Below are 13,394 nucleotides of genomic sequence, written 5' to 3'. Positions count from 1 at the left end.
CCCATCCTCTCAGTCGACGAGATCGCGGACAACCGCGTCTGCCAGCAGTCTTCCCTTCAGGGTAAGGACCGCAAACCCCTCGGCCAGTGACCGCGGATCGAGCAGCCCCGCCCCGGCCGCACCGATCGCGGCCTTGCGTCCGGCCGGTTGCAGGATGCTGATATCGCAGCCGGAGTCCAGCCGCAGTTCCAACAGGATCCGCTCGACCCGCCGGTCCTCGGCCTCCAGCACTTCGCGGGCGTGCGCCGGGGAGTGGCCGGCGGCGATGCGTTGCGAGTAAGCGCTCGGGTGCTTCACGTTCCACCAGCGCGTGCCGCCGACGTGGCTGTGCGCGCCGGGGCCGACGCCCCACCAGTTCGCGCCGGTCCAGTAGAGCAGGTTGTGGCGCGAGCGGCCCTGTGGCGAGGCGGCCCAGTTCGAGACCTCGTACCAGGAGTAGCCGGCGGCGGCCAGGCGCTCCTCGGCGATCAGGTAGCGGTCGGCGTGCACGTCGTCGTCGATCATCGGCAGCTCGCCGCGCTTCACCCGGGCCGCCAGGCGGGTGCCGTCCTCGACGATCAGCGAGTACGCCGAGACGTGGTCCGGGGCCGCGCCGATCGCGGCGTCCAGGGAGGCGCGCCAGTCGTCGTCGCTCTCGCCGGGGGTGCCGTAGATCAGGTCGAGATTGACGTGCTCGAACCCGGCCGCACGGGCTTCGCGGACGCAGGCCTCGGGCCGTCCGGGCGTGTGCCGGCGGTCCAGGATCTGGAGCACGTGCTCACGCGCGCTCTGCATCCCGAACGAGATCCGGTTGAACCCGCCGGCCCGCAGCTCCGCCAGGTAGGCCGGGTCCACCGACTCGGGGTTGGCCTCCGTGGTGACCTCGGCGTCCGGCGCCAGCCCGAACTCCTCCCGGACCGCGCCGAGCAGCGCGACCAGATCGCGGGCCGGAAGCATGGTCGGCGTGCCGCCGCCGAAGAACACGGTCTGCACCGGCAGGTCCGCGCCGCCGAGCACCTTGCGGGCCAGCCGGATCTCCTCGATCGCGGTGGCCGCGTAGGTGGCCTGGGAGGCGCCGCCGCCGAGCTCGGAGGCGGTGTAGGTGTTGAAGTCGCAGTAACCGCAGCGGGTCGCGCAGTACGGGACGTGGATGTAGAACGCGAGCGGCGTGCGGGACAGGTCGGGCTCGGCGAGGGCCTGTGGCGGCAGCGATCCGTCGGTGGGGACGGGTTCACCGTCGGGAAGAACACCTGGCATGCCTTTATTGTCTCTTACCGGTCAGGTCGCCCCGACCCACAGCGCCATCGTGGCCTGTACCGCGGAGCCGTCGATGTCGGCCAGCTTGGTCCCGACGAACCCGCGGGCCCATTCCGAGGTCTGCACCCGGAACGGCGGGTCTGCGGCGTCCAGCACCTCCACAATCGTCGCGGCGGCCTCCTCGGCGCTCTGTGCGTTGCCGAAGGACTGCCGCGCCCGGTCGATGTAGCTCTGGAGCGCGGGGCCGTAGGGGCCGGCATCGGCGACCATGGTCCGCACGTCCAGCCGCTGGCTGGCGATGAACTCGCTGGCCACCGCGCCGGGCTCGACCACCGTGACCCGGACCCCGACGGTGGCCGCGACCGACGCCAGCGCCTCCATGAAGCCCTCGACGGCGAACTTCGCGGCACAGTACGCCTCGTTGAACGGCTGGCCCACCACGCCGCCGACGCTGGTGACGGTGACCAGCCGGCCCCGGGACGTGCGCAGGTGCGGCAGCGCGGCCTTGGTGACCTCGACCACGCCGAAGTAGTTGACCTCCATGGCGGCCCGGACCGGGTCCATGCCGCCGACCTCGATCGTCCCGACCAGCCCGGCCCCGGCGTTGTTCACCACGGCGTCCAACCCGCCGTGCGCGGCCGCCGCCCGGGCCACGCAGGACCGGATGCCGTCCGCGTCGGTGACGTCCAGCCGCTCCACGTGCACCCGGCCCCCGACGCCCACGGCACCGGCCTCGGCGAGCAGCCGGCCGGCCTTGCCGGGGTCGCGCATGGTGGCCACCACGTCCCAGCCGGCGCGGGCGGCGCCGACCGCCGCGGCCAGGCCGATGCCGGAGGAGGTGCCGGTGATGAGGACGGTCTTCGACGCGGTCATGGGCATCATCGCACCGGAGCGCGGCGGGATCCGCAAGCAGACGGCGCCCGGGCGATCGACCGCGGGCTGTGGGCTTGTGCGGTCGCGCGGGCTTATGCGGCCGACCGCAGGCTCTGCTCTGGACCTATGCGGTCGCCCGGGCCTACGCGGTTGACCGCGGGCTGTGGGCCTATGCGGTCGCCCGGGCCTACGCGGTCACGGCTACCGCCGCGCCCTGCTCCTCCTCCACAGCCAGCAGCGCCGGCGGCCGGATCCGCACCGCCAACGGCATCGCGCACCCGGCGGCCGCGAACACCGCCCCGATCGCGAACCACCCGGCCGGCGCCCAGTCCACGCAGGTGAGTGAGTAGATCCCCGGCGCCAGCGACATCGCGGCCCCTGTGATCATCCCCAGCAGCCCCTGGTACTGGCCCTGCGCGTGGTCGGCCGCCAACTCGTATCCGAGCTCGAACACCCCGGCCTGCTGCACGATCTCCCCGATCGAGTGCACGGCGGCCGCGACCAGCAGCAGCACCACCGCCGCCCAGGCCGGCACCCACCCGATCGAGCCGAACAAGACCGCGGCCCCGGCGAAGACCCACCCGGAGCGCACCGTCGCCCGCACCGCCTTGGCGATCGTGTCCACGCCCCGGCTCATCCGCACCTGCAACCCCGCCACCAACACGGTGTTGATCACCAGCACCGCCCCGACGGTCCAGCGCGGCGCGTGCCCCAGCTTGGCGATCCACAACGGCGCGGCGAACAGCAGCACCTCGAACTGCATGCTCATCACGCCGATCAGCGCCGCGCAGGCCAGGAACCGCCGGTCGGCCAACGCCAGCCACCGGTTGGCCCCCGGCGGTACCGGCAGCGGAGCCATCCGCGGCACCCGCAGCGCGATGACCGAGGAGACCAGGAACGAGGCGGCGTTGAAGCCGATCAGGCCGACGTACCAGGCCCGGGTGTCGAAGACCAGCCCGAGCCCACCGGCCACGCCGCCCAACGCGATCCCGACGTTGGTGACCGACCGCAGGTAGGCGCGGAACACGGCCTTGTCCGCGCCCCCGAACCGCGCGATCATCGCCCCGCGCGCCGCCCGGTTGCTGGAGGCGACCAGGTTCTCGACGACTGCCACCCCGAGAAACTGCCAGAAGGTGTGGACCATGGTGAAGGCCACCATGACCAGCCCGGACGACACCCCGAGCACCACACTCACCTCGCGCGGCCCCCGCCGGTCCGCCAGATGCCCGACCGGCACCCCCGCGACCAGCCCGAACAGCCCGGCGATGGTCAGCCCGAGCCCCACCTGTCCGGCCGGCAGCCCCACAGACCGCGTGAAGTACATGACCATGACAGTCATGTACATGCCGTTGCCGATCGTGTTGACGAACGTGGCTACGGCCATGGTCCGCTGAGCCCGGTCCTGTGGCAGTACGCGCAAAACACCCTCCCGTGGCGATCTCCCCAACGCCTGACGTGCCGAGCTTAGCGTCATGCCCAGTCGGGCCGGAAGGGTATTACAACTGCTCATCGCCGACGGTGCGCGGCGCGGCCCGCGTGGGTGGTTATTCCGTAGAACGCCGCGGAAGCGATCCCTACAGTGGCGCCATGCGAGTCCACTATCCCCGCACTGCTCACCTGCCCTGGTCGCCTGGCGCCACGGCGGATGATGTGCGTGCCCGCGATTTGTCGGGACTCGAAGGCCGATACGTCGTCGTCACCGAGAAGATGGACGGCGAGAACACGACTCTCTATAGGGATGGCCTCCATGCGCGCTCTCTAGACTCCGCGCACCACCCTTCGCGCGCTTGGGTGAAGGCGCTTCACAGCCGCATCGCCACGCGCATTCCTGAGGGCTGGCGGATCTCTGGGGAGAACCTGTTCGCGCGGCATTCGATCCCTTATGCGGATCTGGACGGGTACTTCTACGGCTTCTCTGTATGGGACGGCGATCAGTGCCTCGACTGGACGTCCACTGTGGCGTTCTTCCAGGACCTCGGGATCCCGACGCCACGGGTGCTCTGGGCCGGCACGTTCGACGAGAAGCTGATTCGGAAGCAGCTGAAGCTGGATCTGACGCGCCAGGAGGGGTACGTAGTACGGGCCGCGGAGGGATTCGCCTATAGCGAGTTCGCGGAGCGGGTCGCCAAATGGGTTCGGCCGTCGCATGTGCAGACTGATACGCACTGGATGTACGCCGAAGTGGTTCCCAACCAGCTGGGAGCCAAGGCGCCGTTCTGGGCTGTGCGCAGTGGGGTCGACGTCAGTGCTGAGGACTTGACCACTGCGCTCTCTGTAGAGCCGGTGAAGCAGGACGGCCTTTTACGGGACGACCTCTGGTTCGATGCTTACTCCCGCCTCGATGCCGCGAACTGCTACGGCAACACACGCTTGGTCGGCGCTATAGCTTCGCTTCTGCACCCCCGACCGCGAGCCGTGCTTATGGCGGACCTCGCAGCGTCTCTGGAGATGCCGACCGTGCGACGTATCGCGGACGCTGTAGGCCTCGCGCCTCGTCTCCATACGTCCATTGACGACGAGTTCCGGCGTGCGGGGCTTGCGCGCATGTCGTTCGGTACAGACTTGGCCATGCTTCACTCTGTCGCCGCCGTAACGGCTTCGGACAGCGCCGCTACAGAGAACGTTGCTACAGCGGACGTTGCTACAGAGAACGTCTCGTGGTCGCTCTTGTTCGCTGAGGACTGTGGGCTGCTTCCCGGATCGCCTATACAAACGCTTCGCTCGGCTTGTCGTGATGCCTTCGCCGAGCTGCCGCCGCTGGCCGCCGACCGTTGCTGGGGCGAAGCTCGCCAACTGTTCGCTGAAGGTCGCATCGCGTCCGTGGAGGAAGCTGTTGCGGCCACGTGGAGATGGCGTGACGCCGAGTTCCCGCGGTTGCTCCACTTGGTGGGCGCGTCCGGCAGCGGCAAGAGCTCGACGGCCTCCGCGCTCGCAGGCCGCGACAACACCGTGCTCGTCAGTCTCGACGACCTCCGCACCGCGCGTGGGTCGCGGGCCGATCAGTCAGCGAACCAGGAAGTGCTCTCTGCCGGGCTGCGGCTGCTTGACGAGGCTTTGGCGCGCGGGGCTGATGTGGTCTGGGACGCGACTTCCCTGACCCGCCAGCAACGAGGGCTCGTGGACGGGGCGGCTCGGCGTCGCAACGCTCTGATCGAGCATCGGGTGCACCTGGCGCCTGCCGCTGTGCTGGAGGAGCGGAACGCGCAGCGTGCGAATCCCGTCCCCGCGAAGGTACTGGCCGCCCAAGTGCGCCGCTTCGATCCGCCCTACCCCGGCGAGGCGCACCGCGCGACCTACGTCGACACCGTCGGCGGCGACGCCTCGTTCGACGGCCTGGCGTACTCGATCTGGGAGGGCTGAGCGGCGATGCGTACCAGCCAGGAGATCTACCACCGGGTGCGGTGGGACGCGCGCTTCGACGCGTCGCGGTTCGTGCTCGGCCTGGAGCAGCGCGGGCGCGGGCCGAAGCGGGTGCCGCTGCCTTCGTTCGATCCGCACGGCGACATCCCGTGGCACCGCATCATGTTCTTCGAGGCCGACGGCCGGCTGGTCTGGGACCGAGCCTCGGGCCTGGACGCGCTGGACGCCTCCGGCGCGGGGCTGGCGCGGCGGGAACGACTGTTGGCGGCGCCGTTCTTCGAGCCGCGGACGCCGCATGCTTTCGCGGAGGGGCGGTGGCAGCCGGCTTCGGCTCCGACTTTGACTTCGGCTCCGACTTTGGCTTCGGCTTCGGCTTCGGCCGGATCCGGGTCCGGCTCGGGGACTGATTCGGAGCTGCGGGTTCTGACGTGGAACACGCTGTGGGACCGCTATGACAAGGAGCTGATCCGCACCGCCGAGCGCCGTCCGATGTTGCTGGCGGCGTTGCGGGCCGCGGATGTCGACGTCATCGCGTTGCAGGAGGCCGAGCCGGCGCTGGTGAAGATGCTGCTGGCCGAGGAATGGGTGCGCGCCGAGTGGACGCTCGGCGGTGATCCACGTTCGTCAGACGTCGCGGACAGCGGTGTGTTCGTGCTCAGCCGGCTGCCGGTGATCGAGGCGGGATGGCATGAGCTGGGTCGCCACAAGGCCGTCACGGCGCTGGTCGTCGAGACGGCGGCGGGGCCGGTTGTCGTCGCCGACACGCACCTGAGCAGCGATCACTCCACGAACGGCGCGCGGCTGCGCGCGGAACAGCTGGCGCAGCTCGCGGACGGGCTCCGGCTCCCGTCCCCGACCTCGGTACCCGTGGTGCTGGTCGGCGACTTCAACGACGACACCGAGACACCGGCCACGCGTCTGGGCATGACGGATGCTTGGACGCAGGTTCACGGCGCGGCCGACGACACCGCGACGTTCGACCCGTCGGTGAACCCGCTGGCCGCGATCTCCTCGCTGACCGGCCAGGCCAAGCGCCTGGACCGGGTGCTGCTCCTCGGCGCCGAAGCCTCGCAGGCCCGACTGGTCGGTGACGCGCCGGACGCGGACGGGCTCTACGTCTCCGACCACTACGGAATCCGCGCAGTGGTGACGCCTTCTGTCTCGATGCCGAGCCCTGACGCCGCCGCGACCGTCCCCGCCGCCGCGATAAACACGACACCGACTGCCCGCACCGCTGTCGCCTGGCTTCCGCCGACCTCGGCTTGGGACCCGATCCAAGAGGTCCGGCACCGACTCGATCCCCAAGTGCTGCGCTGGCCACCACACATCAACCTGCTGTTCGGCTTCATCCCCGAGTCCGAATTCGAGGCCGCGCTCCCCCGACTCGGCAAGGCCGCGGCCACAGTCGGCGACTTCGCAACAGAGCTGGCGGAGGTACGCCACTTCACCCATCGCCACGACAGCACCCTGTGGCTCCACCCCACCGGCGGCGGTTGGCAGACGCTGCACGCGGCGCTGCTCGAAATGTTCCCCACCTGCCGCAACCGCGACACCTTCACCCCGCACCTCACGATCGGCAAGGTCGCGGACCCCAGCCGCACACCAGTCAAGCTCACGCCCATCACGGCCGAAGTCACTGAGCTGGCGCTGCTCTCCCGACGCGGCGACGGCCCGATGGAGGTGCGCGCGATCGTCGAGCTGGGCAGCGGCGCGATTCGCTGGACGGATGCCGTTGCTCAGCAGCACGACATCCCGGCCGCCGGTGCGGCTCCCGATCACTCAGCTGTCGCGCGCACCACCGAAGCCTTGCCAGGCACGGGGACCGGGCTCGCTGCCTCTGCCACTGCCACTGCCACTGCCACTGCCTTGGGCAACGATGCCGCAGCCGCTGCCTCGCACGACCACGCCGCTGCCGCCTCGCGCCACGATGCCGCAGCCGCTGTCTCGGGCAACGATGCCGCCGCCGCCCTCACCGTCCGCATCACCCATGCGCTCCCCGAAGCCGTCATCCACACCGTCGGCTCCCGCCGCACCGTCACCCACCTCCCCGGCGCCGACCTCGACCTCGTAGCGGCCGTCCCCGGCGCCCCGGACATCGATGCGCTCCAGCGCCGAGTCATCGCCGCGCTCGGCCCCGGGCACCGCGTGCGGCAGCTGGTCGCGGCGCGGGTGCCGGGGCTGCGCATCGTGGCGCCGGGGCTCAACGCCGATCTCGTGCTGGCCCCGACCGGCGACATCGCGCCCGCCGAGGCCGTCGCGCGCCGCGCCGAGCTCGGCGAGACCATCGCCAGCTCGCTGTCCGCGGTCTCCGACGCCGAGGCGATCCTCGCCCTCCGGCCGGGCCCGCATGTCCGGGTGGCCAAGGCCTGGGCCCGCGCCCGGGGCCTGGACGCCGCCCCGCTCGGCGGGCTGCCGGGACTCGCGTGGGCGCTGATGGCCGCGCGCTGCCGCGACCTCACCGACTTCTTCGAGACCTGGGCCGCCCACCACTGGCGCGAGCCGATCCCCACCCCCACCGCGCCGATCCGCGACCTGACGCTGCACCTCACCCCGGCGATGCGTGACCTGGTCAGCGAAGAGCTCTACAGCGCGTGGGAGATCGTCGCCTCCGCGCCCGATCCGCTCCCGCTCCTCCTCGCGCCGCCGCCGATGCACCGACGGCACCGGCGCTGGGCCGTGATCGCCCTCAGCGCGGACGGCATCGAGCAGCGCGACGTGCTCGAGGGACGCGTCCGGGGCCGCACCCGCAGCCTTTTGTCAGCCCTCGACGAAGCCGGGGTCACCGACGTCCACGCTTGGCCCCGCGCCTTCCACGCCACAGCGACCAGCACTGGCACGAGCACGAGCACCGACGCCGACACAGCCGCGGCCACAACCACCGAACTCCGCTTCGCGATCGGCCTGGGCCGCACCCCACCGACCCGCGACGAACTCGCCGAGATCACCAAACCCTGGCTCCGCGGCCTCACCGGCGTCACGGTCGAGCTCGCTGACAATGGCAGCGTTCCTGCCCTCACCTGACCGCGACATGCGTAGAACTACGTAAGTTGTTGCTGATGGTGGTGGTGCGAGCCGCAAGCCCCGGCCGCTTAGGCCGTTCCCCCGACCGTCACAGTCCGCATCCCGTCTCCGGCGACCCGCCCTCCGATCTCAGCCCACCCGGTCACCTGCGCCGGCCGAGCCAAGATCTCCGACCCCCAGCCCTGCCGAATCACCAGCGGCCGCCGCAACGCGCCGACCTGCCGCATCGCCGCCGACCCGGTGGCCTCGTCCTCGTCGACCCCGCTGTCGGCCGCGAACACCCGGGCCCGCATGACCCCGCGCGGCTCGTCGAGCCAGGCCCAGAACTGGTGCCGGCGGTACTCCGGCCCGGGCGGCACCGACAGCGTCTCGACCGTGGCCTCGTCGGCGACCTCGACCAGGCCCCAGTTCGGGGCGTCGTCGATCCGGCCGCGGATCCAGGTACGGCCGTCCTCGGACCAGGTCTGGACCTCGGCGGCCTGCTGCGGGCGCAGGGTGGGCACCTCGCGGCCGGTGAGCCGGGACAGCAGCCAGGCCGTGCCGACCAGGGGGTGCCCGGCCAGCGGCAGCTCGGCGGCCGGGGTGAAGATGCGCAGCCGGGCCTGCTCGACGTCGTCGACGAAGACCACCTCGCTGAACCGCAGGTCCGAGGCCAGCTTGCGGCCGGCGTCGGCGTCGAGCTTGCCGGCGTCGAGCACCACGCCCAGGTTGTTGCCGAACAACCCGTGCGCATCGGTGAACACCCGGACTATGTGGACGTCGGCCATCACGCTCATACGGCCAGGTTACTGCCCGCGCCCGGCCGTAAGCGTGTTACTTCCCGGCTTTACTTCTCGGCGTTACTTCTTGGGGCTGGTTCTCGCTACTGGATCTTGGTGCTGCTTCTCGGCGCTACTTCTTGGCCCTGCTTCTTGCCGCTGCTTCTCGGCGCTACTTCTTGGCCTTGTCACCGGTCTCGTTGGTCAGCGCGGCGATGAAGGCGTCCTGCGGCACCTCGACCCGGCCGACCATCTTCATCCGCTTCTTGCCTTCCTTCTGCTTCTCCAGCAGCTTGCGCTTACGCGAGATGTCGCCGCCGTAGCACTTGGCGAGCACGTCCTTGCGCATCGCCCGCACCGACTCGCGGGCGATCACCCGGGAGCCGATCGCGGCCTGGATCGGCACCTCGAACTGCTGGCGCGGGATCAGCTCGCGCAGCCGCTCGGTCATCCGCACGCCGTAGGCGTAGGCCTTGTCCTTGTGCACGATCGCCGAGAACGCGTCGACGGTCTCGCCGTGCAGCAGGATGTCCACCTTCACCAGGTCGGCCTGCTGCTCGCTGGTGGGCTCGTAGTCCAGCGAGGCGTAGCCGCGGGTCTTGGACTTCAGCGAGTCGAAGAAGTCGAAGACGATCTCGGCCAGCGGCAGCGTGTAGCGGATCTCGACGCGGTCCTCGGACAGGTAGTCCATGCCCAGCAGCGCCCCGCGCCGGCTCTGGCACAGCTCCATCACCGCCCCGACGAAGTCGTTCGGGGTCAGGATGGTCGCGCGCACCACCGGCTCGTGGATCGACATCACCTTGCCGCCGGGCATCTCCGAGGGGTTGGTGACGATGTGCTCGGTACCGTCCTCCATGCCCACCCGGTAGACCACCGACGGCGCGGTGGCGATCAGGTCCAGGTTGAACTCACGGTCCAGGCGCTCGCGGATGATCTCCAGGTGCAGCAGGCCCAGGAAGCCGACGCGGAAGCCGAAGCCCAGCGCCGCCGACGTCTCCGGCTCGTAGACCAGCGCCGCGTCGTTGAGCTGGAGCTTGTCCAGGGCCTCGCGCAGCTCCGGGTAGTCCGAGCCGTCGATCGGGTAGATGCCGGAGAACACCATCGGCTTGGGCTCTTTATAACCACCGAGGGGTTCCAGGGCACCCTTGTTCAGGGTGGTGACGGTGTCGCCGACCTTGGACTGGCGGACGTCCTTCACACCGGTGATCAGGTAGCCCACCTCGCCGGCCGCCAGCCCCTTCGAGGAGGTCGGCTCCGGGGAGATGACGCCGATCTCCAGCAGCTCGTGGGTCGCGCCGGTGGACATCATCTGGATGCGCTCGCGCTTGGTCAGGTGACCGTCGACGACCCGGACGTAGGTGACCACGCCGCGGTAGGAGTCGTAGACCGAGTCGAAGATCACCGCCCGGGCCGGGCCGTTCGGGTCGCCGGCCGGGGCCGGGACCCGGCGGACCACCTCGTTGAGCACGTCCGGGACGCCCACGCCGGTCTTGGCCGAGACCCGCAGCACCTCGTCGGGCTCGCAGCCGATCAGCCGGGCCAGCTCCTCGGCGTACTTCTCCGGCTGCGCGGCCGGCAGGTCGATCTTGTTCAGGATCGGGATGATCTGCAGGTCGTTCTCCATGGCCAGGTACAGGTTGGCCAGGGTCTGCGCCTCGATGCCCTGGGCCGCGTCGACCAACAGGATCGTGCCCTCGCAGGCCGCCAGCGAGCGCGAGACCTCGTAGGTGAAGTCCACGTGCCCGGGGGTGTCGATCATGTTCAGGATGTAGGTCTTGCCGTCGTCGGCCAGCCAGGGCAGCCGCACCGCCTGCGACTTGATGGTGATCCCGCGCTCGCGCTCGATGTCCATCCGGTCCAGGTACTGCGCGCGCATGGCGCGCTCGTCGACCACACCGGTGAGCTGGAGCATCCGGTCGGCCAGAGTCGATTTACCGTGGTCGATGTGGGCGATGATGCAGAAGTTGCGGATCAGCGCCTGGTCGGTGTTCGACGGCTGCGGGATGTTCGGCGGCAGGGCGGGCAACTCGGGGTCCAGTCTGTCCGGGTACGGCGTGCTGAGGATCTGGGGATCTGGCTATTCGGGGATCTAGGAGTCTGGGGATCGGCTACAGGGCTTATTACACTGCCATCTATCGTCCCATGACCTACGGGGATAGCGGGACCGGTATATGAGGACGTCACCGGCCACGTGCCCGGTTTGGGTCCGCGCACGGACGCCTGTTAGTCTGGTCCCTTGCGTGGCGCGTGCGTTGCCTCGCGCCCACCACCAACTATCTCACCAAAGTAGAGGCATCTTTCAGTGGCGAACATCAAGTCCCAGATCAAGCGGATCAAGACCAACGAGAAGGCGCGCCTGCGCAACAAGGCCGTCAAGTCTTCGCTGAAGACCGCGATCCGCAAGACCCGCGAGGCCGTCGAGTCCGGCGACACCGCGAAGGCGCAGGAGCTGGCCCAGGTCGCCTCCCGCCAGCTGGACAAGGCCGCCTCGAAGGGCGTCATCCACGCGAACCAGGCCGCGAACAAGAAGTCCGCGCTGGCCAAGAGCGTGAACGCCCTGCAGGGCTGACCCTTCCCTGCCATGCGGTCCCTCTCGCCGCGGTAGAGAACTTCCTCCTCGGCGCGATCCCTTCCCCAAGGGATCGCGCCGAGCGCTTTTGTACGCGTTTTTGTACGCGCTTTTGTCCCAGTCCGGCACGACGCGGCCGCCATACCCCGACGTGAGGAGTGGGACCGGCGCGCTACGCTGAGCGCGCTGTCGCAAGCACACGGGTATCACAGGGGGTGGGGACGACTTCATGGAGCCGCTGCGATCGGGAGATCCGCGAAGGATCAGCAGCTACGAGATCCTGAACCGGCTCGGCGCCGGCGGGATGGGCCAGGTGTACCTGGGACGCTCGCCGTCCGGACGCCGGGTCGCGGTGAAGGTCATCCGCCCCGAGCTCACCAACGACGCCACGTTCCGCCAGCGCTTCCGCCGCGAGGTCACGGCGATGCGCCAGGTCTCCGGCTTCTTCACCGCCCCGGTGGTCGACGCCGACCCCGACGGCGACCCGGCCTGGCTGGCCACGGCCTTCGTCCCGGGGCCGTCGCTGGAGAGCGCGGTCACCGACGGCGGCGGGATGCCGGACCAGGACGTGCTGCTGCTGGCCGCGGGCCTGGCTGAGGCGCTGAACGCCATCCACCGCGAGGGCCTGACCCACCGCGACCTGAAGCCGGGCAACGTCCTGATGGCCGACGACGGCCCGCGGGTCATCGACTTCGGCCTGGCGGTCACCGCCGAATCGGCCGGCGCGCACCTCACCCAGGCCGGCACCGTGGTCGGCACCCCGGCCTTCATGTCCCCGGAGCAGGTCTCCGGCCAGCAGGTGGGCCCGGCCTCCGACGTGTGGTCTCTCGGAGCGGTCCTGGCCTACGCGGCCACCGGCGCCTCCCCGTTCGGCGACGGCGGCACCATGGAGACGATGCTGCGCGTGATGAACGGCGAGCCGGACCTGTCCACGCTCACCGGCACGCTGGCGCAGCTGGTCAGCGCGTGCATGATGAAGGACCCGAACGCGCGGCCCACGCCGGCCCGGATCCTGCAGGTGCTGTCGGAGGGTGCCGGGGTGCAGCCGACGATGGCTATGGAGGTGCAGCCTCCGGGTACTGATGGCGCGGGTGCTGGTGGCGCGGGTGCTGGGAGCGATTCCGGCTCCGGCCCGCGGGCTCAGCCGAGTTGGCCTACGGCTGAGGGGGCGGCTCGGGCGGCGCAGGGTGCTGGTCCGGCATCGCAGCCCTCGGCTCCGGCTTGGGGTTCGAGCAGCCCGGCTTCGGACTCGAACCCTGCCGCTCCATCGCAGCCCTCGACTCCGGCCTGGGGTTCAAGCAGCCCGGCTTCGGACTCGAACCCTGCCGCTCCGTCGCAGCCCTCGACTCCGGCCTGGGGTTCAAGCAGCCCGGCTTCGGACTCGAACCCTGCCGCTCCATCGCAGCCCTCGGCTCCGGCCTGGAATTCGGCCGCTTCGACCGGCCAAGCGCCGAGCCAGAACCCGAATCCGAGTCCGACACCGTCGCCATGGGCTTCTGGACCGGCACCCACGACCCCGCCAGCGCAGCCTTCGAACCCTTCGGCACCGGCGTGGAATTCCGGCCCGGCCCCCGCGC

General features: G+C 70.2%; 9 protein-coding genes. 4 read left to right on the top strand and 5 right to left on the bottom strand.

Annotation, left to right across the window (positions count from 1 at the left end; translation table 11 throughout):
• Positions 1-9 precede the first annotated feature (9 nt).
• The 3 genes from hemW to IZR01_RS22245 form a co-directional block, all read right to left on the bottom strand.
• A complete protein-coding gene (gene hemW / locus IZR01_RS22255) occupies positions 10-1,236 on the bottom strand; it encodes a radical SAM family heme chaperone HemW (protein ID WP_194895415.1) in 1,227 nt (408 codons plus the stop codon).
• 21 nt (positions 1,237-1,257) lie between these two features.
• Positions 1,258-2,118: an SDR family NAD(P)-dependent oxidoreductase gene (locus IZR01_RS22250; protein ID WP_194895414.1), complete on the bottom strand. Its 861-nt coding sequence runs from the start codon at positions 2,116-2,118 to the stop codon at positions 1,258-1,260.
• Between the two features lie 178 nt (positions 2,119-2,296).
• On the bottom strand, positions 2,297-3,529 hold the full coding sequence (locus tag IZR01_RS22245; RefSeq protein WP_228554866.1) for an MFS transporter: 1,233 nt from the start codon (positions 3,527-3,529) through the stop codon (positions 2,297-2,299).
• A 167-nt stretch (positions 3,530-3,696) separates the two neighbouring features.
• Here IZR01_RS22245 and IZR01_RS22240 point away from each other — a divergent pair, with 167 nt between their 5' ends.
• Together IZR01_RS22240 and IZR01_RS22235 are read left to right on the top strand one after the other, a co-directional pair.
• A complete protein-coding gene (locus tag IZR01_RS22240) occupies positions 3,697-5,469 on the top strand; it encodes an RNA ligase family protein (protein ID WP_194924972.1) in 1,773 nt (590 codons plus the stop codon).
• 6 nt (positions 5,470-5,475) lie between these two features.
• A complete protein-coding gene (locus IZR01_RS22235) occupies positions 5,476-8,490 on the top strand; it encodes an RNA repair domain-containing protein (RefSeq protein ID WP_194924971.1) in 3,015 nt (1,004 codons plus the stop codon).
• 68 nt (positions 8,491-8,558) lie between these two features.
• Here the strand turns inward: IZR01_RS22235 and IZR01_RS22230 are convergent, their stop codons facing one another.
• Positions 8,559-9,266: a PhzF family phenazine biosynthesis protein gene (locus IZR01_RS22230; RefSeq protein WP_194895411.1), complete on the bottom strand. Its 708-nt coding sequence runs from the start codon at positions 9,264-9,266 to the stop codon at positions 8,559-8,561.
• A 154-nt stretch (positions 9,267-9,420) separates the two neighbouring features.
• The gene (gene lepA / locus IZR01_RS22225) at positions 9,421-11,274 is read right to left on the bottom strand and encodes a translation elongation factor 4 (RefSeq protein WP_194895410.1); all 1,854 of its coding nucleotides are present in this window, start codon (positions 11,272-11,274) and stop codon (positions 9,421-9,423) included.
• 276 nt (positions 11,275-11,550) lie between these two features.
• Here lepA and rpsT point away from each other — a divergent pair, with 276 nt between their 5' ends.
• Both rpsT and IZR01_RS22215 read left to right on the top strand, forming a co-directional pair.
• The gene (rpsT, locus tag IZR01_RS22220; RefSeq protein ID WP_194895409.1) at positions 11,551-11,817 is read left to right on the top strand and encodes a 30S ribosomal protein S20; all 267 of its coding nucleotides are present in this window, start codon (positions 11,551-11,553) and stop codon (positions 11,815-11,817) included.
• A gap of 229 nt (positions 11,818-12,046) precedes the next feature.
• Positions 12,047-13,394 (top strand): serine/threonine-protein kinase (locus IZR01_RS22215; protein WP_194924970.1); only part of this gene is annotated, 1,348 nt, incomplete at its 3' end.

This window comes from Catenulispora pinisilvae (genome assembly GCF_015356865.1).
In the GTDB taxonomy this organism is placed as follows: Bacteria; Actinomycetota; Actinomycetes; order Streptomycetales; family Catenulisporaceae; genus Catenulispora; species Catenulispora pinisilvae.
Note: the sequence above shows the minus strand (reverse complement) of the source record. Positions and strands in the feature narration are given on the sequence as shown.

What these genes read in the sequence shown, in the direction of transcription:
- hemW (WP_194895415.1), bottom strand. Translation starts at nt 1,236, where the DNA reads ATGCCAGGTGTTCTTCCCGACGGTGAACCCGTCCCCACCGACGGATCG.
- IZR01_RS22250 (WP_194895414.1), bottom strand. Translation starts at nt 2,118, where the DNA reads ATGATGCCCATGACCGCGTCGAAGACCGTCCTCATCACCGGCACCTCC.
- IZR01_RS22240 (WP_194924972.1), top strand. Translation starts at nt 3,697, where the DNA reads ATGCGAGTCCACTATCCCCGCACTGCTCACCTGCCCTGGTCGCCTGGC.
- IZR01_RS22235 (WP_194924971.1), top strand. Translation starts at nt 5,476, where the DNA reads ATGCGTACCAGCCAGGAGATCTACCACCGGGTGCGGTGGGACGCGCGC.
- IZR01_RS22230 (WP_194895411.1), bottom strand. Translation starts at nt 9,266, where the DNA reads ATGAGCGTGATGGCCGACGTCCACATAGTCCGGGTGTTCACCGATGCG.